The sequence below is a fragment of the Erythrobacter sp. genome (assembly GCF_039988855.1).
Lineage (GTDB): Bacteria > Pseudomonadota > Alphaproteobacteria > Sphingomonadales > Sphingomonadaceae > Erythrobacter.
Window position 1 is genome coordinate 1 of record NZ_JBDXIY010000015.1, and the last position, 26,927, is coordinate 26,927.

General features: G+C 55.6%; 24 protein-coding genes. 19 read left to right on the plus strand and 5 right to left on the minus strand.

The window, feature by feature from the left end; translation table 11 throughout:
* Nucleotides 1-151: 151 nt before the first annotated feature.
* Complete coding sequence (locus ABJ205_RS02955; RefSeq protein ID WP_348158154.1) at nt 152-1,423, plus strand: nucleoside transporter C-terminal domain-containing protein; 1,272 nt, start codon at nt 152-154, stop codon at nt 1,421-1,423.
* The gene (locus tag ABJ205_RS02960; protein WP_348158157.1) at nt 1,423-2,025 is read left to right on the plus strand and encodes a CDP-alcohol phosphatidyltransferase family protein; all 603 of its coding nucleotides are present in this window, start codon (nt 1,423-1,425) and stop codon (nt 2,023-2,025) included. Before ABJ205_RS02955 ends, ABJ205_RS02960 begins: the two co-directional genes overlap by 1 nt.
* A 4-nt stretch (nt 2,026-2,029) precedes the next feature.
* Here the strand turns inward: ABJ205_RS02960 and ABJ205_RS02965 are convergent, their stop codons facing one another.
* Nucleotides 2,030-2,872, minus strand: coding sequence for a DUF1499 domain-containing protein (locus ABJ205_RS02965; protein ID WP_348158159.1), 843 nt, complete (start codon nt 2,870-2,872; stop codon nt 2,030-2,032).
* 291 nt (nt 2,873-3,163) lie between these two features.
* Between ABJ205_RS02965 and ABJ205_RS02970 the strand changes: the two genes are divergently transcribed.
* Nucleotides 3,164-3,613: a cytochrome c family protein gene (locus ABJ205_RS02970; RefSeq protein ID WP_348158161.1), complete on the plus strand. Its 450-nt coding sequence runs from the start codon at nt 3,164-3,166 to the stop codon at nt 3,611-3,613.
* A gap of 30 nt (nt 3,614-3,643) precedes the next feature.
* Here the strand turns inward: ABJ205_RS02970 and ABJ205_RS02975 are convergent, their stop codons facing one another.
* Nucleotides 3,644-4,840 (minus strand): indoleamine 2,3-dioxygenase, encoded by a 1,197-nt coding sequence (locus ABJ205_RS02975; RefSeq protein ID WP_348158163.1) that lies wholly within the window; start codon nt 4,838-4,840, stop codon nt 3,644-3,646.
* A 106-nt stretch (nt 4,841-4,946) separates the two neighbouring features.
* Between ABJ205_RS02975 and ABJ205_RS02980 the strand changes: the two genes are divergently transcribed.
* Nucleotides 4,947-5,390: an Lrp/AsnC family transcriptional regulator gene (locus ABJ205_RS02980; protein ID WP_348158166.1), complete on the plus strand. Its 444-nt coding sequence runs from the start codon at nt 4,947-4,949 to the stop codon at nt 5,388-5,390.
* Here the strand turns inward: ABJ205_RS02980 and ABJ205_RS02985 are convergent.
* Nucleotides 5,387-7,051 (minus strand): iron ABC transporter permease, encoded by a 1,665-nt coding sequence (locus ABJ205_RS02985; protein WP_348158168.1) that lies wholly within the window; start codon nt 7,049-7,051, stop codon nt 5,387-5,389. The genes ABJ205_RS02980 and ABJ205_RS02985 overlap by 4 nt on opposite strands.
* Nucleotides 7,052-7,092: 41 nt before the next feature.
* Between ABJ205_RS02985 and ABJ205_RS02990 the strand changes: the two genes are divergently transcribed.
* The 8 genes from ABJ205_RS02990 (at nt 7,093) to ABJ205_RS03025 (ending at nt 15,611) form a co-directional block, all read left to right on the plus strand.
* On the plus strand, nt 7,093-8,139 hold the full coding sequence (locus tag ABJ205_RS02990; RefSeq protein WP_348158171.1) for an ABC transporter ATP-binding protein: 1,047 nt from the start codon (nt 7,093-7,095) through the stop codon (nt 8,137-8,139).
* A gap of 61 nt (nt 8,140-8,200) precedes the next feature.
* Nucleotides 8,201-9,229 (plus strand): Fe(3+) ABC transporter substrate-binding protein, encoded by a 1,029-nt coding sequence (locus tag ABJ205_RS02995; protein WP_348158174.1) that lies wholly within the window; start codon nt 8,201-8,203, stop codon nt 9,227-9,229.
* 170 nt (nt 9,230-9,399) lie between these two features.
* Nucleotides 9,400-10,230, plus strand: a complete 831-nt coding sequence (locus ABJ205_RS03000) for a ferredoxin--NADP reductase (RefSeq protein ID WP_348158177.1) — start codon at nt 9,400-9,402, stop codon at nt 10,228-10,230.
* A gap of 89 nt (nt 10,231-10,319) precedes the next feature.
* On the plus strand, nt 10,320-11,570 hold the full coding sequence (locus ABJ205_RS03005; protein ID WP_348158180.1) for a hypothetical protein: 1,251 nt from the start codon (nt 10,320-10,322) through the stop codon (nt 11,568-11,570).
* A gap of 106 nt (nt 11,571-11,676) precedes the next feature.
* Nucleotides 11,677-12,819 carry an acyl-CoA dehydrogenase family protein gene (locus tag ABJ205_RS03010; RefSeq protein WP_348158183.1) on the plus strand — a complete coding sequence of 381 codons (1,143 nt, stop codon included), beginning with the start codon at nt 11,677-11,679 and terminating at the stop codon, nt 12,817-12,819.
* 25 nt (nt 12,820-12,844) lie between these two features.
* A complete protein-coding gene (locus tag ABJ205_RS03015) occupies nt 12,845-13,585 on the plus strand; it encodes an SDR family oxidoreductase (RefSeq protein WP_348158185.1) in 741 nt (246 codons plus the stop codon).
* Between the two features lie 234 nt (nt 13,586-13,819).
* Entirely contained in the window at nt 13,820-14,851 is a 1,032-nt protein-coding gene (locus ABJ205_RS03020; protein WP_348158187.1) for an aldo/keto reductase, read from the plus strand.
* 85 nt (nt 14,852-14,936) lie between these two features.
* On the plus strand, nt 14,937-15,611 hold the full coding sequence (locus tag ABJ205_RS03025) for a response regulator transcription factor (protein WP_348158190.1): 675 nt from the start codon (nt 14,937-14,939) through the stop codon (nt 15,609-15,611).
* A gap of 111 nt (nt 15,612-15,722) precedes the next feature.
* Here the strand turns inward: ABJ205_RS03025 and ABJ205_RS03030 are convergent, their stop codons facing one another.
* A complete protein-coding gene (locus ABJ205_RS03030) occupies nt 15,723-18,422 on the minus strand; it encodes a TonB-dependent receptor (protein ID WP_348158193.1) in 2,700 nt (899 codons plus the stop codon).
* A 123-nt stretch (nt 18,423-18,545) separates the two neighbouring features.
* Complete coding sequence (locus ABJ205_RS03035) at nt 18,546-20,096, minus strand: hypothetical protein (protein WP_348158195.1); 1,551 nt, start codon at nt 20,094-20,096, stop codon at nt 18,546-18,548.
* A gap of 318 nt (nt 20,097-20,414) precedes the next feature.
* Between ABJ205_RS03035 and ABJ205_RS03040 the strand changes: the two genes are divergently transcribed.
* From ABJ205_RS03040 to ABJ205_RS03070, 7 genes are all read left to right on the plus strand, one after another.
* Entirely contained in the window at nt 20,415-20,840 is a 426-nt protein-coding gene (locus tag ABJ205_RS03040) for a tetratricopeptide repeat protein (protein WP_348158198.1), read from the plus strand.
* Between the two features lie 195 nt (nt 20,841-21,035).
* Entirely contained in the window at nt 21,036-21,698 is a 663-nt protein-coding gene (locus tag ABJ205_RS03045) for a lytic transglycosylase domain-containing protein (RefSeq protein WP_348158201.1), read from the plus strand.
* 59 nt (nt 21,699-21,757) lie between these two features.
* The gene (locus tag ABJ205_RS03050) at nt 21,758-22,081 is read left to right on the plus strand and encodes a TrbC/VirB2 family protein (RefSeq protein ID WP_348158204.1); all 324 of its coding nucleotides are present in this window, start codon (nt 21,758-21,760) and stop codon (nt 22,079-22,081) included.
* 4 nt (nt 22,082-22,085) lie between these two features.
* Nucleotides 22,086-22,394 carry a VirB3 family type IV secretion system protein gene (locus ABJ205_RS03055; RefSeq protein WP_348158207.1) on the plus strand — a complete coding sequence of 103 codons (309 nt, stop codon included), beginning with the start codon at nt 22,086-22,088 and terminating at the stop codon, nt 22,392-22,394.
* Nucleotides 22,395-22,440: 46 nt separating this feature from the next.
* Nucleotides 22,441-24,897 carry a VirB4 family type IV secretion/conjugal transfer ATPase gene (locus ABJ205_RS03060; RefSeq protein WP_348158210.1) on the plus strand — a complete coding sequence of 819 codons (2,457 nt, stop codon included), beginning with the start codon at nt 22,441-22,443 and terminating at the stop codon, nt 24,895-24,897.
* Nucleotides 24,894-26,078: a type IV secretion system protein gene (locus ABJ205_RS03065; protein WP_348158213.1), complete on the plus strand. Its 1,185-nt coding sequence runs from the start codon at nt 24,894-24,896 to the stop codon at nt 26,076-26,078. The genes ABJ205_RS03060 and ABJ205_RS03065 overlap by 4 nt, the downstream gene beginning before the upstream one ends.
* Nucleotides 26,075-26,923 (plus strand): TrbG/VirB9 family P-type conjugative transfer protein, encoded by an 849-nt coding sequence (locus ABJ205_RS03070; protein WP_348158216.1) that lies wholly within the window; start codon nt 26,075-26,077, stop codon nt 26,921-26,923. Before ABJ205_RS03065 ends, ABJ205_RS03070 begins: the two co-directional genes overlap by 4 nt.
* The last annotated feature ends 4 nt before the right edge of the window (nt 26,924-26,927 follow it).

Genomic DNA, 26,927 nt, shown 5'->3' on the forward strand with positions numbered 1-26,927 from the left:
ACAAGATCCTTGGAACCATCCATCCATACCCAACCATGGCAGAGGGCAACAAATTTGCAGCAGGCGAATGGAAGAAAGCCCGTAAGCCTGAAAAGCTCCTAAGCTATGTCGAGAAATACCACGATTGGCGGCGCGGATAAGCATAGGACCCATGGAGTATTTCGACCAATTTCGAGGGATATTCGGCATTGCGGTGCTGTTGCTCCTTGCGTGGGGCCTAAGCGAAAACCGCGCGGGGCGACCTAGCGCGAAATGGATTGCCGGGGCGCTGGGTCTCCAACTCGCGCTGGCCCTGCTGATCGTGCAGGTGCCTTTTGTGTGGGACGTTATCATGCTTGCCAATGCAGGTGTTTCTGCAATTGAGCGCGCGACCTTTGATGGGTCATCCTACATGTTCGGATACCTTGGCGGCGCGGACTTGCCGTTTGAGGTCAAGGAAGGCGCGCAGCCGCCACTGGTGATTGCCTTTCAGATATTGCCCTTGGTAATCGTGTTCTCCGCATTGGCCGCGCTTTTATGGCATTGGGGCGTGCTCAAATGGCTCGTGAACGGGCTCTCCTTCCTTCTTCGCCGTACACTTGGAGTGAGCGGGGTCGTGGGCCTTTCTGGAGGTGCGAATATGTTCCTTGGCGTGGTGGAAAGCCCGCTTGTGGTGCGCGCCTATCTTGCCAAGGTTAGCCGCGCGGAATTGTTCCAGATCATGGTTCTTGCGATGGCGACGATTTCGGGTGCGATCCTCATCCTCTATGCGACCACCTTGCGCGAGACGGTGCCTGATGCGGTCGGACATATGATCTCCGCCTCGCTTGTCTCTCTCCCCGCTGCGCTCCTGATTGCAAAGCTTATGGTGCCGAGCAGCGTGGACGACACAGCGACCGAGACCAGCGAAACCGAAGACGGCCTCAAATATGAAAGCAGCATTGATGCTATCGTAAAAGGCACGATGGACGGGATGCAATTGTTCCTTGCCGTTATCGCGGTGATCATTGTGGTCTTTGCATTGGTGTCGCTCACCGACCAAGTGCTTTCTCTCCTTCCGCTCGTCGGCGAAGAGCCTCTGACATTAAAGCGCATTTTTGGTTGGATATTTGCGCCTTTCATGTGGCTTATCGGAGTGCCTTGGGCCGAAGCTCAGGCAGCGGGCGGCCTGATGGGCACCAAAGCGGTTCTCAACGAATATGTCGCCTATTTGGAGCTTGCCGCTCTGCCCGAAGACACATTTTCACCGCGCAGCTTGCTGATCGTCACTTATGCGCTTTGCGGGGTGGCAAACCTCGCCAGCGTTGGCTTGCTTGTTTCCACGATTGGTACGCTTTGTCCTGAACGCCGGGCTGAAGCTGCGGGGCTTGGCATGAAAAGCTGGGCGGCGGGCAATATCGCAACGGCGATGACAGGCGCTTGGATTGGGTTGGTGACTTTCTAATGTTCGACGCGAAAATCCGCCCTTTGATCGATCCTCCATTGAACGCCATTGGCGCAAAGATTGCAGGCGCGGGGATCAGCGCCAATGCGCTCACCTTCACAGGGCTGGCTATTGGGCTAGGCGGGGCAGTGGCTATCGCGTTCGGGAATATCTGGCTCGGCCTTGTTCTTATCCTCGCCAACCGCTTGCTCGATGGGCTTGACGGGGCGGTGGCAAGGGCTAGCGCGCCGACGCCATTGGGCGGATATTTCGATATAGTTGCTGATTTCGCCTTCTACGTCTCAGTGCCAGTAGGTTTCGGCATTTTGGCAAGCGGGAACACGCTGCCTGCGCTGGTATTGGTGGCAAGCTTTGTCCTCACGGGGGTGAGCTTCCTCGCCTTTGCGGTCATCGCCGCCCAGCGCGGCGAAGAGACGCAGGATCACGGAAAGAAGAGCTTTTTCTATTCGACCGGGCTGGCAGAGGGCACTGAAACCATTGCGGTGTTTATCGCCATGTGCCTATTCCCGGCATGGTTTGGCGTGATCGCATATGTTTATGCAGGACTGTGTGTGCTGACCGTTGTTCAACGCAGCGCACTTGCCGCTTCAACCTTTCGCTAAAACTCTAGCGCTGACCGATTTGAGCCGCGACCTTTTCGCGAAGCTCAGCGATGCGCGCAGCATTCGCGCCAAGGTCGCTTGTTCCCACACGGCTGACCGAGCGGAAGTCGATTTCATTGTCGCCAATGCGCGCCACGACATCGTCTTTGAAACCATACCAGAAAGTCACAGCGACACCTTCAACGCGGCCCCCTTCGGCATCCTGACGAATATCGTCAAAGCTCATGCTTCCCATCGCCGCCGCCACGGCTGCGACCGCATCGGCGCGGCTTGCACCGCCCAAGGGAAGTGGGCGTAGGTCGGAATAATTCTCCGTAATGAATTGTGCGTGGTTTTGGATCGCAAATTCCGGCGCGCTTCCCGCAAACTTATCGAGCTCGCCAAAGGGAACCTGGTAATCATTCACCGGATTGGCTTCCTCTGCTTTTCTCTGTTTCATCACGTGAGCCGAAAAAGTCGGAGGCGAGCCGGTGTCGGTTGCGATGTCATAAATAGGGTTCGCGCCTGCGGTAGACGAAGCCGATTGGGCGAAGAGGACAAAGCCAGCAACGACGATCAGGCCAAGAATTGCCGAGCCGACGACCATTTTGCTGCGAGGGCGCTTAACCCCATCTGCCTTTTCCGCCTTGCGTCCAGACCAATTGACCAATCCGATTATGAGAGAGATCAGGGCAAGAATGCCTGCAATGCCGACCACATAAGGGCCGCCTGTGAAAGTCATTGCGCCAAGCCCAAATTGCCAGCCCCAGAGGCCGGTTTTTGCGCCGAGTGCAGCGATAATGAAATAAAGCGGCAGGAACGCGGTGAGAGCGAGAACGAGCTTAGTGTGCCATGGCATGTTTTTCATGGGCGTATTGTTTAACGCGCCGCCCGCCAAAGGCAATCGAAAGCGAAAAGCTTCTCCCCCTTTGCAGAATGGATCGCCGGCCATCCAAGGGAGCGTTTTCGATTTCACGCAATCCTTCTTTGTGCGGTTCGAACTCTGCTTGCTGGAACTTTTCAGTCCGCCGCAAAAGCCGGTTCGGAACTCGTTGAACTGCGGCGGCAACACCTCTAAGCCCCTGCCGTGTGATTCAGATTGGATGAGCCCAGCATTGCACTTAAGGGCGCATCTTGAATGTGAAAAAGGGAATGTCCAATGCGTAAAATTGTTATGGCCTCGGCCCTCGTGCCTGCTGTATTGGCATTGGCTGCTTGCGGCAGCAAACAACCTCAAGATGACACGCCTTCAGATGGGGCGGCTGAAGAGCCTGCTGTTGCTGTTACTTTCGCTGACCTTAGCGGCGATGCTGCTTCAGGTGAGAGAGTGTTCGGTCAGTGCCGCGCGTGTCACCTCGTTGAGGAAGGCAAGAACGCCGTCGGTCCATCGCTCTACGGTGTGATTGGCCGCGATGCAGGTTCAATCGAAGGTTTCAGATATTCGGATGCCAACGCAAATATCGGCGTTACTTGGACCCCAGAAGTTATGTACGAATATCTCGAGGCGCCGCGTGAATTCATGCCGGGCACGCGGATGGCCTTTCCGGGCCTCAAAAATCCGCAAGACCGCGCTGATGTGATCGCATACCTTGATGCCGCGGACGATTAAAAGTCGCAACTCGCGCGCATGGTTGATCGATTAGAGTAAATTGTCGCGGGTCTCATCCCTGTGCTTTTTCAGATAGCGCATGAACGGGGTGCCGCCTGTACCGACCTCTGTGTCATTGCCGGCGGTTCGCTTGCCCTGTTTGTTGATATAGCTCGCGGCATATTCTAGGTGCCGCGTGCGGAAATCTGCGACCGCTTGGATGTTAGCATTGTAGGCATCATTCAATGACGCCGATTGCTGGTCCTTTGCGAACTGCCGCAGAGTGCTGTTTGCGCGCACATCATCGACAAATCGGCGATGCGGGCTCGGGCGGTATTCATGCAATTGGTCGAGAAAAGCGCGAAGGGGATCGGCTGCATGACCGACGCCCAAAAGCGCGTCCATACTGGGTACAATTGATGATTGAGAACCGGTTTGCCCGCGAAACGCCTGAGTTTTCGAACCGTAACGCTCAACGCCTTCGTAGATGACGCCATTGGGAAGGGCTGGGTTGTCCTTCCACCCATGGATATAAGGCCGCACACGTTCAAAATAGATATAGGGATCGCACCGCTCAGGCATGCGGTCGAACAAGGCGTTGATCCTAGACCAGGTTTGCGCCGTCTCTTCGAGGTGAGCACGGGCCACATTGATGTCCTTCGCCTTCACCGCTGCGTCAATATCGGCAAACCGCGCAAAGACGTTTCCTGCGGCGGCTTCGATCGCGACATGGACAAGCACGAACCATGCTTCGTCCTGACCTCCAAGAAAGTTCTGGAGCATTTGAATATTGTCGAGCGCCAGTGGGCGAGCAGGATCGATCAACGACCAATTGTCGAGCACGTAGGAGCTGTATGTCAGAAGTGGTTGTTGATCGAGCCGATCTGCGAGCGCGACCATAGGCACCGCGAGCGCAGACGGAAGGACATTGGTGTGCGAGGTCTCACCCCAAATGTAGGACTGAACCATAAAGGTGTAATGCACCGTCGCCATACGCGCCTGTTCGTCGCTCAAGCTCGATACATCGGAAAGGTCCTCGGGTGCAGGAAGGTTGCGCTTGAGAAATGCGCGGACGCTGTTTGACGGGAGAACGTGAGGCAGTTTGAGCGCGACCTTGGCGGCATCGGCCCATGCACCGGGCAGCTCAACTTCAGACGCATTGTGCCGGCAAAGAAACCCGCGTCCGGCCGACATGTCGTAATCGGCAAGCGGTAGTATCGCTGTTTTGCTCAATGTGGCAGCGGCCATGATCACGTCCCTCTGATTAGTTTCATTCACAAGGATAGCGCGCCATCCGGGAGGTTTTCTTGCAAAATGAGTTGACTGAGAGGCTATATCCGAAGAAAATTCACAGATGGATCAGATTGATCGAAGAATATTGCACCGGCTTGAGCGAGATGGTCGAATCAGCAATGCCGATTTGGCAAGCCATGTCGGGCTTTCCGCCTCCGCGTGCTTGCGCCGCGTTCAGGAGCTTGAACGAAGCGGCCTCATCAAGGGCTACCGTGCCGTGCTTGATCGAAGCCAGCTTGGCGGCAGCATCACTGCCTTTGTGATGGTGGGGCTGTCGGCTCACCTTGCAAAGGATGCCAAGGCGTTCGAGCAAGCGATGGCGGTTGCCGACGAAGTGCGAGAGTGTCACAACATCACTGGTTCGGTTGAGTATCTCTTGCGCGTCGAGGTTGATAGCCTTGCTCAGTACAAGACATTCCATGCCGACACTCTTGGTGTGCTTCCCCAAGTGGCAAGCATCACATCTCATATCAGCTTGGGATCTTCGAAGGATTTGCGGGCCTAGCTTTTCCCTGTGCGCGTTAATAGCAGAACCGGAATGAGCCCCGCCGCGAGCAGGATAAGCGCCGGGATCGAGGCTTCGACCAGTCGTTCATCGCTGGCAAGGCGATAGGTTCTGGTGGCGAGCGTTTCCAGATTAAAGGGACGAAGGATCAGTGTTGCAGGCAATTCTCGAACAGTGTCGATGAACACGAGCGCAGCAGCGGCAGCAAGGCTTGGGCTCAAAAGCGGGGCGTAGATGCGCGTTAGCACCCGTGTGGGCCCAGCGCCAAGCGATCGGGCAGCCGCCGCGAGTGAGGGCGGAATTTTGCTCATCCCGCCGTCAACGCTGTTGTAAGCGACGGTGAGGAAGCGGACCGAAAGCGCATAGACGAGCACCGCCCCTGTGCCGGTCAGGACTAGCCCGCCAGAATATCCAAAGACATCGCGCGCAAATCGGCTCAGAGCGATGTCAGCGGCCCCCAAAGGCGCAAGCAGGCCGACGGCAAGAAGCGCGCCGGGAAGCGCATAGCCTAGGGTGGAAACACGGATAGAGGCTTTCACCGCGCTGCTTTCAGACCGGGCCTTCGCAAACGCAAGGAGGAGCGCAGCGACCACGCAAACGAAGCCTGCACCAAGGCCCAGCCATAGGCTTCCGCTTGCGTATGACCACAAATCGCCAGCCGCGCCAATCGCGGCATCGCTTACGGCCATCGAAATCAAATGTCCTGCTGGAATGACAAACCCCAAGAGCACCGGGACGGTGCAAAGTGTCATGGCCAAAACTTTGCCGATTGGCGTCAATTGCACCAGCGCTTCATCATCGGCGCGTGCATCCTTACTAACGGCGCGGCCTTGGCGAGTTCTTGCTTCCAAGATGATCAAAGCGATCACAAAAAGCAGCATCATGGCTGCAAGTTTAAGCGCTGCCTGCTTGTCCCCCATTGCCAGCCAGCTACGGAAAATGCCGGTCGAAAATGTAGGGATGGCAAAATATTGCGCGACCCCGAAGTCGGCGAGCACTTCCATCAGGACCAAGGCCAATCCTCCAGCAATCGCTGGGCGCGCAGCGGGCAGAGCAACGCGCCAAAAGGCGCGAGTGGCGCGCGCGCCTAGGCTGCGTGCGGCGCGAAACTGCGAAACGCTTTGCGCTGCAAAAGCGGCGCGGCCAAGCAGGTACACATACGGGTAAAGGACGATGCCGAGCACGAAAGCGCCGCCTGCAAGCGAGCGGATTTTTGGGAACCAATATTCGCCTGCACTAAGCCCGGTCGCGCTGCGCAATGCGCTTTGCACAGGGCCGGTGAAATCGAGCAAATCGGCATAAAGATAGGCCGCGATATAGGCTGGCACCGCGAGAGGCAGGACCAAAGCCCATGCCAAAACCTTGCGTCCGGGAAAACGCGTTGCGCTCACCAGCCATGCACAAGTGGTGCCGACGACCAACGCAAGCGTGCCCGCCATCGCCATCAGTGCAAAAGTGTTCGCGATATAGCTGCCAAGGACGGTGCGCGCGAGGTGCGTGATTGCTTCAAACCCGCCGCTGGGTGCCGAAATAAGAATGGCGAAAATCGGCAAAGCGGCAAGCGCGGCCAACACCAATGCGCCCATGCTCCAACCATCAAGGCGGCGCGCAAAGGTCATTTGCGCACTTGCCGGACGGGCGGTCGAATGCCTAAGACTCATCGCGCAAAGTTCCGCAGACAAATTTCGCATCGGACAATTACTTGAGCCTTGAATTTCGACATATTGCCCATGCTTACACCGGTCGGACCGGCAGGGTGGAAGCGCTTAGCGATATTGCCTTTACTGCGCCAAGCGGAAAGATCACTTGCCTGCTTGGCTCGTCAGGCTCGGGCAAGTCAACCTTGTTGAACTTGGCGGCGGGGCTTTTGCCTGTGCAAGCTGGCACCATCAGCGTGGACGGCAATGAGATGGCGGCTCCTGGTATAAACCCGCCGCCCGAAGCGCGCCCGGTCGGCCTTGTGTTCCAGGATGGTGCGCTGTTCCCGCATATGACGATTGCCAAGAACATCGCCTTTGGCCTTCCCCGTTCTGGTTCCATCGGCGGCGATGAGGCCTTGATCGAGGAATGGTTGGAACGTGTCGGGCTTACGGGGCTGGGCCCGCGTTTTCCGCACGAACTTTCCGGCGGACAGCAACAGCGCGCAAGCTTGGCAAGAGCGATGGCGCCAGAGCCGCAGGTGCTCTTGATGGATGAACCTTTTGCGAGCGTAGATATTGTCCTTCGCCGCCGTCTTCGCCGAGATTGCCGCAGGCTTTTGCGTGAGGCGGGGACGACCACAATTCTGGTGACGCACGACCCAGAAGAAGCTTTGGATATTGCTGATCAAATTGCAGTGATGGAAAGTGGCTGCATTATTCAATTCGGCACGCCGGAAGATTTGCATGAACGGCCAACAACACCGTCGGTGGGGGCGATATTCGGGGGAGCGCAAATAGTTTCGGCAACGCGTAAAGGGGACGCATTGATTACCTCGATGGGTGCATGGCCGCTTTCTTGCGTCGCTGGTGATGTGCCGGAAGAGGCGGAGCTCGACCTGCTGGTTCATGCTGAAACGCTTGGCTGTGTGGCCGACCCGCAAGGCCTCGAAGTGGTCGATGTTCATCCCTTGGGTGTTGCAAGCCGATTGCTTCTTCAGTCGGTTCAGGGTGAAGAGATCACCGTGCAGTCAACCGCGCCGGTCGAAGAAGGTGCGCGTTACCGGGTTGTACCGCACGCGGGCAGCGTAAGAGCGTTTTTGAAGACTTAAGGCTTGCAATCTCAAGCTTACTATTGCAATCCATTCGCAATTAGAAGGCAAAGGGTATTTCATGAAAAAACTGATTCTGGGCTGCGTGGCGGCGCTTGCTGTTACTGCTTGCGGTGAAACCGAGGTTGGCGACAACGGTGAGGTGAATGTCTATTCTTCGCGTCACTATGACACCGATCTGGCGCTCTATGATGATTTTACCGAGCAAACCGGCATCAAGGTTAATCGTATCGAAGCCGAAGCGGACGCTTTGATCGAGCGTATCCAAAGCGAGGGCGAGTTTTCGCCGGCTGACCTTTTGATTACCGTTGATGCAGGCCGACTCTGGCGCGCGGAAGAAGCGGGCGTTTTGTCTGCAGTTGAATCGGACGTGCTTGCCGAGCGTCTTCCCGATCACCTTCGCCACCCTGACGGGCTGTGGTTCGGCCTATCCACTCGTGCACGCGTGATCATCTACAACAAGGAAGCCGGTGTTCCAGAAGGCCTCGACACCTATGCTGATCTTGCCGATCCGGCATGGAAGGGCGCAATTTGCATCCGTTCGTCATCGAATATCTACAACATCTCACTGCTCTCTAGCATAATTGCCAATGACGGCGCTGCGGCAGCGGAAACTTGGGCGAAGGGCGTTGTTGCCAACTTTGCACGGCCACCCGAAGGCAATGACACAGCCCAGATCGAAAGCGTTGCAGCAGGCGAATGCCGCATTGGTGTAGTGAATTCCTATTATCTGGGCCGCTTTGCTGGCGGTGATGAGGAGCAGCGCGCCGTTTTCGATGCCCTTGGCGTTATCTTCCCTAATCAGGCAGAGGGTGATCGCGGTGCGCATGTCAATGTCAGCGGCGCGGGCGTGACAGTGAATTCTCCTAATCGCGAGAATGCCATTGCCTTCCTTGAATATCTCACAAGCGAAAGCGCGCAGCGGTATTTTGCCGATGGCAATAACGAATACCCGGCCGTCACCGGTCTTAAGGGTAATTCTGCATTGGAAGAGATGGGAACTTTCCGCGCAGACACGTTGAACGCCGCAACAATTGGCGCTGGTCAGGCAGAAGCGGTTCAGATTTTCGACCGCGCTGGTTGGAACTAACAGCAGTTGATGGGGGCGGAGATGGGAAGGCTCACCCAAAAGTCTCACCCAAAAGTCTCACTTCGCCCCCCAATTGCTAATCTACCTTGATGTAACTAGGCGAAAGAGCCATTTGCGCCCCACAACTGGCGCGATTCCTTTGCGTCATGCACAAGTTTTTGAGGCCGAAATTGACTGATACAGCTGTCACTTCTCCGATCCCGCCACGCGATGCTTTCAATGAAAGCGGCGCGGTTTCGGTTGAGACCATCACTCATGTTCATAAGTGGAATGAAGAGCTTTTCACGCTCAAGATGACACGTCCGGCAAGCTTCCGCTTCCGTTCGGGGGAGTTCGTGATGATCGGCCTTCCCAAGGAAGACGGAAAACCCCTATTGCGCGCCTATTCGGTGGCGTCGCCGTCTTATGACGAGGAACTCGAGTTTCTTTCGATCATCGTGCAGGACGGTCCGCTGACCTCGCGGCTTCAGCATATCAAGGAAGGCGATCCGATCTATCTCGGCAAGAAACCAACGGGCACGCTTGTGACCGATGCGCTTCTTCCAGGCAAACGTCTGTTTATGCTCTCAACTGGCACGGGCCTTGCGCCGTTTTTGAGCCTTGTGCGCGATCCAGATGTGTATGAGCAATACGAAGAAATCATCGTTGTGCATTCTGTGCGCCGCGTGACTGATCTTGCATACCGTGAGCTTCTTGAGAGCAAGCTCGAAGGCGACCCATTGCTCGAAGACGACCAGCGCGAGCGTATGATTTACGTGCCCACAGTGACACGCGAAGATTTCCGCACCCAAGGGCGCATCCAAACCCTCATCGAAGATGGCCGTCTGTTTGAGCAATCCAAAGGCCCACAACGCTTTGATCCGGAAACCGACCGCGTCATGCTGTGCGGTTCGATGTCGATGATTAAGGATCATGCAGCCGACCTCGAAGAGCGCGGCTTTGAAGAAGGCGCAAACAACAAGCCCGGTTCATTCGTGATTGAACGTGCTTTCGTAGGGTAGAGATATTGCCCGCTTGCCGATTGCTTTGATCAGAGACAGGTGTACCTAACTCCCCAAGCGCATGAGATGCGTTTGGATTAGGGGGATGGGTGGATTTTCAGACTTTGCAACGGGCGGCAGGTCCCGGCTTAGTTTTTGCAGGCGCTGCAATCGGTGTCTCGCACCTTGTCCAATCTACGCGGGCAGGTGCGATGTATGGGGCCGCCTTGATCGCCGTCATCATCCTGTTCAACCTGTTTAAGTACCCCGCGTTTCGCTTTGGTCTCGATTATGCCCATGGGACCGGCAAGACGCTTATCGGCGGTTATCGGTCGCTATCTCCATGGCTGGTGGTGGTGCTTGCGGTGATGAACATGGCGCTGCTGCCCATTGGGCTTGGTGCGATTAGCATAAGCACGGCGGCAATCCTTGCGGCTGTTACCGGCAGTGAGCTTCCCATCCTTACCCTAACGTTCATCGTAATCGCAGTGACCCTCATCCTTTTGTTGGCTGGCGGGTACGGATGGCTTGAGCGGCTAAGCAAATTCTTGCTCGTTTTTCTCACCTTGGCGACCGTTTGGGCGGCGGCTCTTGCATTCCCGCAGGTGCAATGGAGCAGCGCGTTCAGTTTTGACTGGGCAATGGACCCGATGGCGATTTTGTTCGTCGTTGCGTTGGCCGGTTTTATGCCGACGGTCATGGGACAGTCGGTGGACATCTCGCTATGGACACTCACCAGCCAGAACGAGGCAGGCGGACATGAGAAGCTTTCCCTCGATGCATCGCGTAAAGGGTTTCTCGCAGCCTATCTTCTGACCAGCTTTCTCGCCGTGTGTTTCTGCATTTTGGGCGCCGGCGTCATGCATGCAGGAGGGATCACAGCAGAAAGCGGAGCAGCTGATCTCGCCTCTCAAATTATCAGGCTTTACGGCGATACTCTGGGCCCGGTGCCCGCATTTTTCGCAGGGATTGCTGCGCTGTGCATTATGGTGACCACAATGGCGGCATCTTTCGATGGAGCGGCGCGCGGCTATGGAGCGATGTATCAGGAGTATCGCGGCGATATTGGCGGGACGGCAGGCAAGTCGACCTATGCGCTTTTCCTCATCCTTTTCAGCGTGCTCAGTTTTGTATTTCTGAGCCTGATGCTCGACAGTTTTACGACCTTTATCGACTTGGTCACATCGATATTCTTTGTGGTGGCACCAGCGACAGCACTGGTCAATCATCTCGTGATGACCCGCTGCGAAATGCCTGATAGCCACCGTCCGAGCCCTACGATCCGGGCTCTGAGTTTGGTCGGCATTGTTGTGATGTCGGCATTGGCAGTAGTGTTCTTTATATTGAAAGCAGGAGGCTAAGGGCGCAGGCGCTCCCCAACCCTAGCAAAAACACGCTTTACTTAGGGCCGCCTCTCAGGTCAGTTGCCGCTCGCAACTTGAATCACATGAAGAGAGATCTCCGCCTATGCTCGAAGTCGCCAACCGCTCGGCCTATAACGAAGATCACGAAGCGTTCCGTGAAACGGTGCGCAAAGTCTTTGCCGAACATATGGAACCTCACCTCGACAAGCATGAGGAAGAGGGCATCGTCCCGCGTTCTGCATGGAAGGCGCTTGGCGAGGCGGGCATGCTTTGCCCCACGATTTCGGAAGAGAACGGCGGTCTTGGCCTCGATTTCGGGTTCAATTGCGTCCTCACCGAAGAGCTTGCCTATTTGGGGTCCGCTGCGGGCTTCACTCTGCAAAACGACATCACCGTCAATTACTTTGAACGCCTCGGTTCGCCTGAGCAGAAGGAAAAATACATCCCCGGCATGATTTCGGGCGATGTGATCACCGCGATTGCCATGACTGAACCGGGCGCGGGCAGTGACCTTCAGGGCATTCGCACAACGGCGGTCGAAGATGGCAATCACCTCGTCATCAATGGCTCCAAAACCTACATCACCAATGGCCAAAACGCCGATGTGGTTATTGTGGTTGCGAAGACCGATCCGGGCGCGGGGGCCAAAGGCACTTCGTTGATCCTAGTGGACGCGGGCACACCCGGCTTTGCGCGCGGGCGCAATTTGGACAAGATCGGACAGCATTCTGCCGACACATCCGAGCTATTCTTCGAAGACGTACGCGTGCCCAAAACCAACATCTTAGGCGGAGAAAATCGCGGTTTTATCCATTTGATGGAAGAGCTTCCGCAAGAACGCCTCTCTATCGCGGTTTCGGCCATGGGCGGGGCCCAGCGCGCATTTGATGAAGCGGTCAAGTTCACCAAAGAGCGCAAGGCCTTTGGCAGCACCGTATTCCAGTTCCAGAACACCAAGTTCACCCTCGCGGACCTATCGGCCAAACTGCAAGTGGGCTGGGCGCACCTCGATTGGGCGATTGCCCGCCACCTTCGCGGCGAACTGACCACGGGTGAGGCCTCAGCTGCAAAACTGTGGCACACAGAGATGCAATGGGAGATGGTCGATGCCTGCCTCCAATTGCACGGGGGTGCGGGATATATGAACGAATATCCGATTGCGAGGTTGTGGCGCGATGCGCGAGTCCAACGCATTTACGGCGGCACGAGCGAGATCATGAAGGAAGTCGTCAGCCGCGAGATTTGAGGGCGAGGCTATCTGAGGAAAAACTATGACCGACCTACTCGATTTCACGGGCAAGAGCGTTGTCGTCGTCGGCGGCTCAAGCGGCATTGGCAACGGTATCGCGCAGAGCTTTCGCAGGGCCGCGGCACAGGTTCTGGTCACGGGAACACGGCCCGATGAAGGCGACTATCTCGAAGCCGAAGACAGCGACTTTACCGGGCTTTCCTACGCGCAGCTCAACGTCAGTGACCGCGATGCAGCCGCCGCCTTGGCAGAGAGCCTTGGGCCCGTTGATATCCTCATCCAAAGTCAAGGCATCGTGCGGTATTCGCGCGGTGAGTTTGAGCGTGAAGGATGGGATGATGTGATCGATGTGAACCTCAATTCGGTGATGGATGTGGCGCGCGCTTTTCACTCGCGGCTGGTAGAGGCCAAGGGATCAATGACGGTCGTCTCCTCGGTTGCGGGTTTCAGAGCGAACATCGGCAACCCTGCCTATTCCGCGTCGAAAGCGGGCGCGGTGAGCCTTGTGAAGACGCTCGGCGCGGCTTGGGCAAGGGATGGTATCCGTGTGAATGGTATTGCGCCGGGTCTGGTGCCGACCAAGATCACCACCGTTACCACTGAGCACCCCGAACGCCTTGAAGGGGTGCTGCAACGGATCCCATTGAGAAGGCTTGGCTCGCCTGAGGATATGGCGGGTGCGGCGCTGTTTCTTGCATCGCCGTTATCATCCTATGTGACCGGGCACACTTTGGTAGTCGACGGCGGCCTGACGCTCCAATAAGCTTGCGCTTAGGGGCGGACTGTGTGCTTTCCTACAGGGCCGCTGAGATGCTAAAAACAAGTCCTACATTTTTGCCGGAATGATGGAAGGCTAAATTTGCGAGGCAGGGCCATAAAAGTCATAAAAATCAATCTGATGATACCAAATTGGGGCTCTTAGGTTTTTTGCCCTTGGACAGTGTGTCAAGTGTGTCAAACTTTGCGCCAAAATGATGCTTTTTGAAGGAGCGTTTTGATGAAATTTACCCGGCTTGGAAATTCTGGCCTTTCCGTATCGCGCCTGTGCCTTGGATGCATGACGTATGGCGATAAGTCGGCTGGATGGCATGGCGATTGGCTTTTGGATGAAGATGAAAGCCGTCCCTTCTTTCGCCAAGCGTTGGAGGCCGGGATCAATTTCTTCGATACCGCCAATGGTTATGCTGGCGGTACTTCGGAAGAGATCACAGGCAAGCTGCTTAACGAGATGGGAGCCCGCGATGAGATCGTCGTGGCGACAAAGGCGTACATCCCGTGGCGGCGTGCGCCAAATACCGGATTACTCTCTCGAAAGGCGCTGTTTCAGGCGATCGATGACAGCCTGACCCGGCTTGGCATGGATTATGTCGATCTGTTTCAAATACACCGCTGGGACGATACGACCCAAATCGAAGAGACGATGGAAGCACTTCACGATATCGTGAAGTCGGGCAAGGCGCGATATATTGGCGCATCGTCCATGTACGCATGGCAGTTTGCCAAAGCGCAAGAAACCGCGCGTGCAAACGGTTGGACGCGGTTTATCTCTATGCAAAACCAGCTCAATCTCCTCTACCGCGAGGAAGAGCGCGAGATGCTGCCCTTATGCGAAGATCAGGGCGTCGGCGTGATCCCATGGAGCCCGCTTGCGCGCGGACGCCTTGCGCGGCCTGTCGGGGAGACCACTGTGAGAAGCGAAACCGACGGGGTGGGCAAGGTGCTTTACAAGGATGATGATGCCGCGGACCGCGCAATCATCACCGCGCTAGCTGAAATAGCCGAGGCAAAAGGCGCAAAAATGGCGAGCATTGGGCTCGCGTGGCACTTTACCAAACCGGGGGTCACAGCTCCCATTATCGGGGCAAGCAAGGCTCATCATATCGATGATGCGGTCGCTGCTTTGGACATTGAACTCACTGAGGAAGAGACCACGCGGTTAGAGGCGCCTTACCGGCCCAAATGGCCAACGGGCCTTGGCATGCCCATGGCGCCGATGGACCGCGTGACTGTGAAATCAGAAGGTCAATAAACCGCGCGCTTTCGTCATAAACGCGTCACAGAAATGCGTCATCCAAAGCTCATAAAACAGTGGGCAACGGTGGGCATTTCACATCATGGAAGTCATCAATATTTTTCTCACAAGCCAGCTTGGGGATGGGTTTGAGGATTTTGTCCATGATGAAAGACGATTTGTCTTCGGTCGGATCGGTCCAGACGGCCCAGAAAGGCTTGTCGATGGTCCGGTTTGGGCCTTTGTCGATTGGGTGATGGATGATCTGGCGGGCCTTGAAATGTGCCGCCGTCTTCGCGCCGATCAACGCACAAGCGAAGCGCATGTGACGATTGTTTTGGAAGAGGACAATGCCGAAGATCGCAGGCGAGCATTAAAGGCGGGCGCTGACGATTACATAGTTGGAGCGCTTGATCGGACCTTGGTTTTGGACCGCGTGCTTGCCTTGCAAAAACACAGCTGCGCGGCTCATGTAATCCGCACCTTGGAGCGCGGTGATATGGTGATCGACATGTCCGCATTACGAGTGCGTTGGAGGGGCAAGGTCGTCGATGTGAGGCCAAACGAATTTCGCCTCCTGCGTTTCTTTGCTGAAAATGCAGGAGTGGTGTTAACCCGCGAAGAGATCATCGCTGGCCTCGGCAAAAGCGAACCGCCTTTGGATGAGCGTTCGGTTGATGTTTGGGTTGGCCGTTTGCGCCGTGCGATCAAACAGGCAGGTGGAGGCAATCCTCTGCGGACTGTACGAAAAAGAGGCTACGTCTTTGATCTGATGTGAGGCTAATCCTCCCTCGTTTCCCCAATCGGTTTTAGAACGTAAATCTCAGCAAAAATGGCCGCCCCCTGCAAACCAAGGGAACGGCCAGTTGTCGGCGGGAGAGGGTGCCGATTAGAATTCCGCTTTAACCCCGATTGAAAAGCTCCTGCCCACATCAAATGTATTGATTTCGAGGCGACCAGTTTCGCTTTCCTGAAATTCGAAATTGTCGCGGCCAAAGATGTTGCGCACCTGCATCGACAACTCCACACCTTCACGAAGGAAGCCGAGTTCGGTCCTTGCAACGAAGTCGACCGTAAAGCCGGGGTCTTCAACCACATCTGGAAGAGGGCCGCCGCGCAAAGTCACACGCTCGCTTGCGTAATTGACCAAAACGCTGGCCTGCTGGGTTTTTTCGGTGTCTTCGATCCCGATGGAAAAGTTCGCAATGTGGTCCGATTGTCCAACTAAACGCGCGCCATCATCGAAGAGCAGGCTTGCAAGCTGGTTCGGGGCTCCAATGATAGGTGCAACATCATCCGGACCGACCTGAATTTCTGATTGTGTGAAGGTGTAATTCACCTGGATCAGAACCTGCTTGGTTTCAAAGAAGCTTCCGCCCAGACCATAAAGATCAATGCCGTAAACAAAATCGAACTCTGTACCGTAAAGCTCTGCAGTTGGAGCGTTCGCAAAACCTGTTCTGACTACGCCTGATGCCGATTGCAGCGTGTTTTCAATCGGGTTGTCGATCTTCTTATAAAAGCCGGCAGCGCTTACCTTGTCGGCGCCGCCGAGATAATATTCGGACCGTGCCTCAAGGTTGAAAAGCTCACTGTCGTTCAAAAGCGGATTGCCGACAAACTCGCGGTTGCTTTCTGGGTCAAAGTAGACCTGCTCGACAAGTTCACGAAACTGCGGACGAGCGATTGTCTTGGACGCCGACAAACGCAACTGCAGATCGGGAATTGGCTCCCATGTTGCGGTGACGCTGGGCAGGAAATAATCGTTGTTGAGATTCGTGGGCGTCGCCCCGGGGATCGGTGTGTTGAACACCGATTGATCAAGCGCCACAACCTGCGATGCTTCCTCATATCGAATGCCTGCCTCAAGTGTGAGCGTGTCCGTAAGGACCCAGCGCACAAGGCCATAACCTGCGTTAATTTCAAGACCGGCGTCAAACACTGGGAACGGGGTTGCTTCGGTCAAAGTGACGTTGAATCCAGCGAGGGTTGCACCATTGATAATGTCGCCCGGAAGGCGAAGACCAAGGGCTGGCACGACGCTGTCATCGACAACATCGCCGGAAATGAACGGACGAAACTCTCGGCTTTCCGAACGGCGTGTGGTGTCGGAATAAGCATATCCGGCCGTTACCTCGAGATTGTCGAGCAGCTCGTAAGACAAATCCACGCTACCAAACCAGAGCTCTTCGCTAAGATCATCAAATGCGACGGTTGAGATGCCTGCGTCCGACAATTGGTTGAAGTATGCAACGAATTGATCGCCAAACGGATCGCCTGGAAAGTTCGTGCGTGTATAGCTGAAGTTCGCGTTATAAGGTGCCTCGCGGTCAGTACGCGCATAACCACCGCGCACATCAACGCCGAAGCGATCAAACTCGAACTCACCGACAAGCTGGCTGTCGATCAACTGGCGTTCAAACCATGCGGTTTGCTGGTTTTGGAAATCAAAGCCAGTAACGCCGGGGAAAATATCGAAACCTTCTGAAAGGCGAGCGGTTTTTAACGTGTCGCGAATGTAGAGATTGGTCCAACGAACCGTGTGGTCGCCAATATCAAGACCAAAGCTCAATAGGCCGTTCACAAGGATGTTCTCATCGGTGATGAAGGTTTCTTGCTGCTGGAACACCTCGCTAAGATCGCCGCTTCCGCTTTGGCTTAGGACAGTACGGTTGCGAAGGTTATTCTTGATGCCAGCCGTCGCGACAATTCCAAGGAATGTTTCTTCGCCAAGATCAAGCGACAAACCGCCTGTAATCGAGCCGGAAAAGTTCGGGCGTTGGTTGTCGACCCGTTGCAAGGTGACAAGGTTGGTTGGGAACAATTGCCCTGCGATACCTTCAGTAGCTGAAAGCGGGACCGACCCAATCCGCTCTCCGCTGTCGAAGAAGGCTTGGAGATTAGAAGGGAGACCCCGATTACCATTGTCGAAACCAAAGGAGTCGAGGTCGGACCCGAAATAGGTGAGCCCGTTTTCAAAGGTCGTCTCGCTATCGCCGCTTGCGCCGACGCTTATTGTGAGGAAATCCTGGGTTGGAACAGCCTTAGTCGTAAGGTTGATCACACCGCCGCCAAATTCGCCGGGGTAGTTTGCAGAATATGTCTTTTGGACCAGCGAAGATGCTACGACATTGGTAGGAAAGATGTCGAGCGGGACAACCCGGCTAAGTGGTTCCGGACTTGGGAGAGGTAGCCCGTTTAGAAGGGCAAGCGAATAGCGATCACCAAGACCGCGCACAAAAACGCGGCCATCACCAACAACTGAAAGGCCAGTTACTCGGGTTAGCGCCCCTGCGATATCGCCTTCGCCAGTGCGGGCAATATCTGCTTCAGTTAAGACGTTGAGCACCTGTGTCGAAGAGCGCGCCGGATCGCGGTTGCGACGACCGGTGACGATGATGCGGCCGCCGGGTACCGAAATTTCTAACTCTTGCTCACCACTTTGTTCTTCTTCGGCAAGGTTATCGCCCTGAGTCACCGGGCTTTCATCATCACCGACTTTATCAGCCGTTTGTGCGTGAAGGATTGATGGAAAGGTGAGCGACGAAGTAAGAAGCAGCAAGCCTGCGAGGCGTGTGCCGATCGACATAATAATAGACCCCCTCATGAAATAGGTCTGAAATCTGACTGGAACTCTCGAAGAGCCCTGCAAATGTTTGAAAAAGGGGGCGCTGCGTCAGACGCCGCGCCGCCCTCTATGCAAAAGGCGCGATTAATAAACCGGCAGCGACGTGCAGTCGCCGGTTGCGCTACCGAAATCTTGGATGCTTGAATTACAGGTCCAATCACCAAAGTTCGCGCTAAGGTCAGCTTCGACGATGCCGATCACACTTGATGAGCTGAAGAACATGGAGCGAGAAGTTGCATCAAAGGCTGTGACACCGTTCTCATTCGCACCGTTCACCAGATTGTTTGTGAGTGACAATGTGAAGGTGAGATCGTTGTTAGTGCCCGCATCGACAACCGTTTGTACTTCGGCATCGCTAACCCCAGACGAACCGCGAACAGGGCGATTGACCCCGTCACAGATCACTGAGTCAAAGCCGATGATCGCTGCCAAAGTGATTTGTTCATCGATCCGGATACAGACACTGTCATCGGTGTTTACGTCGATCACACCGTTTGTAAGGCCAAGGGCAGGACCACCACGCGCGCGAACGGCCTGTCCAGAAGCCGAGGAACGCTGAACGAAGGTGAAGTTGTTCACCCGCATGCGGCTTTGCGGGATCGCGTTGCCGGGTGTGCCGTCTGCAAGATCGTCTGGCGAATCGAATTCAATGATGCTGTCACCTGTATTGCCTCGCTGAACGACAACAACGTCTTCGATATTGGCCTGAGCCCCAGAGTCCACGTCGATTGAATCGTCCGATGCGCCAATCACAGCAAGCTGGCTCATGTTGACTGTACCACCGAAGAATTCAACGCCGTCATCCGAGCTATTGAATGACATGATGTGGTTGAATGTGGTGCCGCTGCCGACGCCGCCAGTTGTCAAACATTGAAGTTCGTTGCCTTGCGTAAGTTCAAAGCCGCAGAAGCGCATTTGAACATATTCAAAGGTTCCCGATGAATCAGCGTCATCATCGCCGCCAAAGAAGAATGTCGCTGCCGACCCTTCGAGGCGTTGTTGGCACGCTGGGTTGGCATTTGGAACGGCTGCGGTGTTGAACACATTGTCTTGGCAATCAGAAACAGGCGCGCGGCCAAGCATGACAATGCCGCCCCATTGGGCTTGGCTGTTATCGGTGTTGAGCCCAAGGACGTTGTCACGGCTGGTGAATACTATCGGCATCGTTGGCGTGCCGCTTGCGTTGATCGCATTGCCGCGATTGACGATGAGAGCGGAAGATGCCTGCGCGAAGAAGATTGCACCCGGTTCAACCGTCAGAGTTACCTCAGTGCCAGTGCTGCCAAATCCTTCGTCATCACCGACGGTGACAGTGTTCTGAATTTGGTAAAGCAACCCATCAATAAACGGTAGGCTGTCGTCTGCATTAAAAGAGTTTGGCAGAGTGCAAACACGATATTCACCGGTTGGACCGCTGATTGTTCCCCCGTCGGTAAGGCCGCCGGTCGATGCGATTGTTGGACAACCCGCAGCAGGAGTGACCGTCCCGCCAGTAGCAGGTGGTGTTGATGTCGGCGCTGGGTTATTAATAATGATGTCACCAGAAGTGCCGGGCGAAACGATTTCGTCCGCGCCGCAGCCCGCCAGAGCGACAATGCCAGCACCAAAAACGAGAGTACGATTGAATTTTTTCACAGCAAGCTGTCCCCTAAAAAACCAAGAATCAAATGGCGCGATTTGGCTCGCGTTGGGTTTCGCTAGGGGCCGCGTGTGACAGAATTTTTGCCATGCTCACGAATTGCGTGACAGTTTTGTCATGTGTCAAAACTATGACAAAGATGACCATTTGGTCATGTCTTGAGCTGGCGCTTTGATGATATATGTTTTGAGTTAAGATGCTGATTTTAAATGAAAGTGATGCACAACATTTCGGAAATGTGACAACATTGCAGTTTTGTTGCCATCGCGTGGGCTTTGCGCCAATTTGATCTTCGGATTGAGAGGAGTTGGGATATGCCCATGTTGCACAAAATGACCTTTGGTCTTGCATTGCTTGCTGGACTTGGCCTTGCTGCCGCTACTCCTGCGATTGCGCAGCAGGTTGAGCCAAACCGCGAAGGCCTTGCATCCGCCGCTCTTGTCAGCGGCGACACATCAGCAGCGATTGAAATGCTGAGATCGCAATTGAGGCAGCACCCCAATGACCCTGCTGTTATGATCAACCTTGGGATTGCCCTTGCACAGACCGGCAGTGAGGCCGAGGCGCGCGTTTTGTTCGAAAATGCGCTCACATCGCGAGACGTGATTGAACTGGATACAGCCGATGGCCGTACAACAAATTCGCGCAAACTCGCCCGCCTTGCGATCAATATGCTTGAGACGGGTGAATTTCGCCCACTCCCCGCGGTAAACCAACAGTTGACCCTAAGCGAACAATAGCACGCCAATAAAAATTATCGCGGTCAAATAGAGTGGCGAATGTGAAGAGGGGAGCAGTTTTGCTCCCCTTTTGACGTTTGTAATTGGAGCATTGGAAGCAATTCTCGCATCGCGCATAGCAATTGCCTTAAAAGGCTAGGCTGTAACCGACTTGTCATTTAGGTTAGACATTGGGTCACAATCGGAGGGCCTGGGATGATTCTCGTGCGTGCGAGACCAAGATTGACCGCCATTGGCTTGGCTATTTTTGTAAGCGTTTCGCTTGCCAGTCCTGCTCGTGCCGATGTTTTGGAGATCACTCCTGACGGAGCGCGTTGGGTTGCAGGCGGTCCGCCGCAACCTGTGGTTCAACTTGTAAATGTTACCGTCACAGATGTGAATAACATCGTCGTACCGGACCATATTGTCGCCAATCCGCAATCGCACGCTGAAGGAATACCGCCAGAATATACCGCCAAGATTGCTGAGCTTTCTCAAAGATTTGACCTAAGTCCGGCACTTTTGGAAGCGGTGGTTTGGCAGGAAAGCCGTTGGCGCGAAGGTGCGGTGTCGCCTGCTGGCGCGCGCGGGCTTGCGCAATTGATGCCGGGCACGGCACGTTATCTTGGCGTGGACCCGGATGATCCCATGCAAAACCTAGAAGGCGGAGCGCGGTATCTGCGCGAGCAGCTCGACCGGTTTGATGGAGATCTGGAAAAAGCGTTGGCCGCCTACAACGCTGGACCTGGACGGGTGGAGCGTGCGGATGGTGTGCCAAACATTCGCGAGACAAAACACTATGTTGCTGCCATTTTGGGCCGCCTTGCCAATCATTCGCGGGTTCCTGCACAGCATGCGGCGAGGTCAGTGCATAGATAAAAGATGAGGGATTGGACGGTTGGCGCCGTCTCTATGATTGAAGGGATATGAGAACTGCAATGAAAACACACTTTCGCATGCCAGCTCGATTGAGCGCCCTTGCTGCTAGTGCGGCAGTCGCAGCGATGCCGAGCGCGGCTTTGGCTCAGCAGGCGACCAATCAAGGCGGTGATCCGATCACCAGCGCATTGCTTTGGATGCAGAGCATTTTGCTTGGGCCAATCGCAACCGCGCTTGCGGTAATGGCTGTCGCAGGCGTTGGCTTTATGATGCTGACCGGCAGAATGAATTGGCGTTATGGGATGACCGTTATCATTGGTGTTTTCATCATTTTTGGCGCGCCGCGTTTGGTCGCGACCATTGCAGGCGGCGCGGGGATTTAGAGCCTTGAGCGACCTCATCCGCCATCCGGTGCACCGCACGTTGACCCGTCCGCAAATGTTTGCAGGCGTGACGATGAATTTCTTCATCATCAATATGATGGTGACGACAATCGCTTTCCTGATTTTGGCCGACTTGATGAGCAGCATTTGGATGATCCTGCTGTTTTTGGCTGTGCCCGTTACCATGCATGTGATCGGTTATTTCGCATCCCTGCGTGAACCGCGCATTTTCGATCTTTGGATAACTAAAGTGTCGAAATGCCCGCGTATTCCCAATTTCCGGCGGTGGAGTTGCAACTCCTACGCGCCGTAGCTGAATGAGGCCTCTTAAAGAGGGTACCGCAAAAGATGAAACGCGAATGGTGAAATGGATAGGCCCCGCGAGCTGGAGCGCTAAGGAAGCGCTGGTCGGCGACCGCCTGCCGTATGAGCGGTTGGTTGATGAAAGCACTGTTCTTCTGCGCGATGGTTCGGTGATGAGCGCGATTCAGGTGCCGGGACTGTTGTTTGAAACAGAGGCAACCGAAGCGCTCAACTCTCACGCTGCCACCCGCGAGGTGGTGCTGCGCTCGACCCTGGATGCGCGCTTTGTGCTCTATCACCACGTGATCCGCAGGCGGGTTGAGGTGGAGCTTGATGCAGAGTTTCCCGACCCGCTCTCTCGCCATATCGATGTGCGCTGGAAAGAACGGCTTGCTGGTGGTTCGCTCTTCATCAATGATCAGTTTGTGACCATTATCCGCCGCCCAGCGCGCGGCAAAACCGGCCTGCCTGAGCGGATTTCAAAATTCTTCTCGCGCACCACACGCGAGGAATTGGAAGCAAACCCCAAAGACATTCGCAGCCTTAAGGCAGCGGTTACCGGCCTAACCGCGGCGTTGTCGGCCTATGGGGCGAGCGTTCTGGGTGAGTATAGCTCACCTTCTGGCGGCACCAATTCGGAAATGCTGGAACTCCTGTCGGCGCTATATAACGGCGAAATGCGGCCTGTGCGCCGCCCGTCGGATGATGCCGACATCGGCCATATGATCCCCTACCGCCGTGCAAGCTTTGGCCTTGATGCGATGGAACTCAAAGGGTCTGGACAGCCCGATTTTGCAGCCATGCTTGGTTTGAAGGAATACCCTGAGGCGACGTCTCCGGGGCTGCTTGATCCGCTCCTGCGCCTGCCGTTTGAGATGATCGTGACAGAGAGTTATGCTCCGAACGAACGCACCACGGCGCGGGAACGGATTGATTTGGCGCTTCGCCGGTCGCGCTCAATTGACGAAGAAGCGGCGGCGGAACGTGCCGATATGATGGGTGCGCGTGATGCATTGGGCAATGGCGCCGTGGGCTTTGGCGATCACCATTTGACCGTGTTGGTGCGTGAAAGGTCGCTTGACCGCCTCGATGATGCCTGTGCGTCTGCTGCGGCGGCACTGGCCGACACCGGCGCGATTGCGGTTCGAGAAGATACCAATTTGGAACCGTCGTTCTGGGCCCAATTCCCCGGCAATGAAGACTATGTCGTACGCCGTGCGCTGATCTCGAGCGCCAATATGGCAAGCTTTGGGAGCTTTCACGGTTTTGCTTTGGGTCAAGCAAGTGGCAACCATTGGGGTGATGCTGTCACGTTGTTAGAGACAACGAGCGCAACGCCGTTTTTCTTCAACTTTCATAGTGGCGATTTGGGCAATTTCTCGGTCATCGGTCCGTCGGGTTCGGGCAAGACGGTGGTGATGAACTTCCTCGCCGCCCAAGCGCAAAAATTCAAACCGCGCACGATCCTGTTCGATAAAGACCGCGGCGCAGAGCTGTTTATTCGCGGTATTGGCGGACGGTATGATCGGATCAATCCGGGCGACCCTACTGGGTTCAATCCGCTCTCGCTGCCCGATACGCCCGCAAACAAGGCGTTTTTGCGCGATTGGCTGGGCGTGCTGCTTGAGGCGGATGGACCAGAGGAATTTGCAACGATAAGCGCGGCGGTGGAGGCGACCTATGCCAATGATCCATCACTTCGCCGCCTGCGGCACTTTAAGGAGCTTCTTGCAGGTGCACGCCGCCCTGAACCCGGAGATCTAGCCGACCGCTTGAGCGCATGGATAGGTTCTGCCACCGGGGATGGCGGCGAACACGCCTGGCTATTCGACAATGCGGAAGATGCGCTTGATCTTGATCAACGCGTCTTGGGCTTCGACATGACGCAACTTCTCGAAAACCCGCGCCTGCGCACGCCGACGATGATGTATCTCTTCCACCGCATCGACGAACGGCTTGATGGTGAGCCCACCATGATCCTTATCGATGAGGGCTGGAAGGCGCTTGATGATGAGGTCTTTGCTGCCCGCATTCGCGACTGGCTCAAAACCCTTCGTAAACGCAATGCACTGGTCGGTTTTGCAACACAAAGCGCCAAAGATGCGCTTGAAAGCCGTATCTCGACCGCTTTGGTTGAGCAGACCGCAACCATGATCTTCATGCCCAACAGCCGCGCACGGCCAGAAGATTATTGCGACGGTTTTGGCCTGACAGAGCACGAACTTGCGCTCATTCGCTCACTTCCAGCACATTCTCGCTGTTTCCTTGTGCGCCAGCCTGATGCCTCGGTTGTGGTACGATTGGACTTATCGGGCGCGCCAGAGGTTCTCACAATCCTATCGGGACGCGAAGCTGCTGTGCGCCGTCTTGACCTCTTGCGTGAGGCCGTTGGCGACAGCCCCAGCGAATGGTATCCCGCGCTTACCAACCAAGATTGGCCAGAGAACTTTGTATCCAATGGCAGCGGCGACATTAACGAGGGCACTTCGCCGGTTTGGCAGGCGGCTGAATGACGAGCGCTTGCGATCTTGTTACCGAAGAAATGGGCTCGGGCGTTGCCGGGGCTCTCACAGCGGTTGATTGCATCGCCAGCGAGGTAAGCGAGCAGGCTTTTGCGCGTCTTTCAGAAGGGCCTCTTGGGCCGGTTCTCACCACCTTGCTGATTTTTTTCGTCGCGTTCTTTGGGATCAGCTTAATGCTAGGCCGGACCAATTTGTCCGTGCGCACGATGGTTCCTAAGATGATCACCATTGGATTGGTGGTCACATTTGCGACGAGCTTTGTCGCCTTCTCAACCGTCTTCTACAATCTGTTTGTCGCAACGCCTGACTATCTGGCAGGAATACTAACAGACAGCGAAGGGTCGGCCACGGCCACCTTTGCGATGAAACTGGATATCGTATTCCTCGCCATTCAAGAGGCGAGCACGGGAATTGACGATATCAGCGCCTTTTCCCCGCCCGGTATGATGTGGATCGGGGCGATGCTGCTGTTGATTGGCACGGTGGGGCTTTTGGTGACGGCACGCATTGGCTTGGCGCTTTTGCTCGCGGTTGGTCCGATTTTCGTGGTTCTTGCCCTGTTCAACGGAACGCGCGGGCTGTTTGTGGGCTGGCTCAAAGGCATGGTCATGCTTGCGCTTGCACCATTGTTTGCCGTGGTGGGCGGATCATTGATGCTGGAAATGGCCGTGCCCATACTCTCAGCGCTTGTTTCCACTCCGGGTGAAATTGATCAACAGGCTGCGATGGCATTCTTCCTCGTCGGATTTGTGCACTGCATGTTGATGTTAATGGTGCTGTATGTCGGTTCGAAGATGGTGAGCGGGTGGGAAGTGTTTGGCTTTGCGCGTCCTGATATCGCGACTGAGCCCAATGCTGATGCTTACAATACGGCCCGCGTGGCGCCTCTTGCGCCGGCTCCTGATCGCGCAGCGCAATCCGCCCCTGCCGCGGCCACAACAAGCGGGCCGCGCCGGGTCGATGTCGCCATTCCAACCAGCGCAGTTGCCAATGACACAGGGGCGCATTCCAATACCACAAATGTGCGCCACACGAATGTCTACGCCACCAGTTCTGGCAATGCTCAAGGCGCCCCGACAACCACTGCTGCCTCGCGCACAAGAGGCATTGGTAATAGATTTCGCACAGCCTCTTCGGCGGCGGCGCGGACAAATCCGGAGACTTCGCAATGACCCCGTTTGGGACCCGTGCAAAGCCATTTGGGCTTTTTCTCATCTCAGGACTATTAGCGATATCGTCTCTGATGGCCTCGCCAGTGAATGCGCAAAGTCCAGAACCGGGCGCGATTGCCGATCCGCGCCTTGTGACGCAGGTCTTTGACGAAGCCCAAGTTTACACAATCAATGGCCGAGTGAAGGTCCAAACGACCATCAAATTTGCCCCTGATGAAGCGATCCAAAACGTCGCGATTGGCGATAGCGGCGCTTGGCAGGTGCAGCCCAATCAGGCGCAAACGCTGCTGTTTGTAAAGCCGCTCGCCACATCCGCCCGCACCAATATGACTGTGGTCACAAGCCGCCGGACCTATCTGTTTGACCTTGTGGCATCTCCGCGAAATGCACCGCTCTATGTTCTCCAATTCCGGTATCCCGAATTGGAACGCGCCGCAGAGGAAGCCCGAATAGCCGCAGCGGCTCAATCTGAACGCGAAGCTGCTAATGAGGTGGAACTCGCTGCTGTACGTGACCCCTATGCGGTGGTGGACCCGGCAAGGCTGAATTTCGAATGGGCGCCAGCGGGGCAGCGCGAATTGTTCCCGGCGCGGGCATATGACGATGGCGAGGCTTTGTTCCTCACATGGCCCGCCGGTACAGCGATCCCTGCGATCCTCACCACCAATGAGGACGGAGATGAGGGGCCGGTGAATTTCACAGTGCGCGGGGAGACGGTCGTGGTCGACACAGTGCCCGCCCAAATCATCCTGCGCTCTGGCAACGGAATGGCGACGCTCACCAATCTTGGCCCAGCTTCAGAAAGAAGCGCGAGTGCGGGCACAAACCGTTCGCGCGGACTTTAAGAGG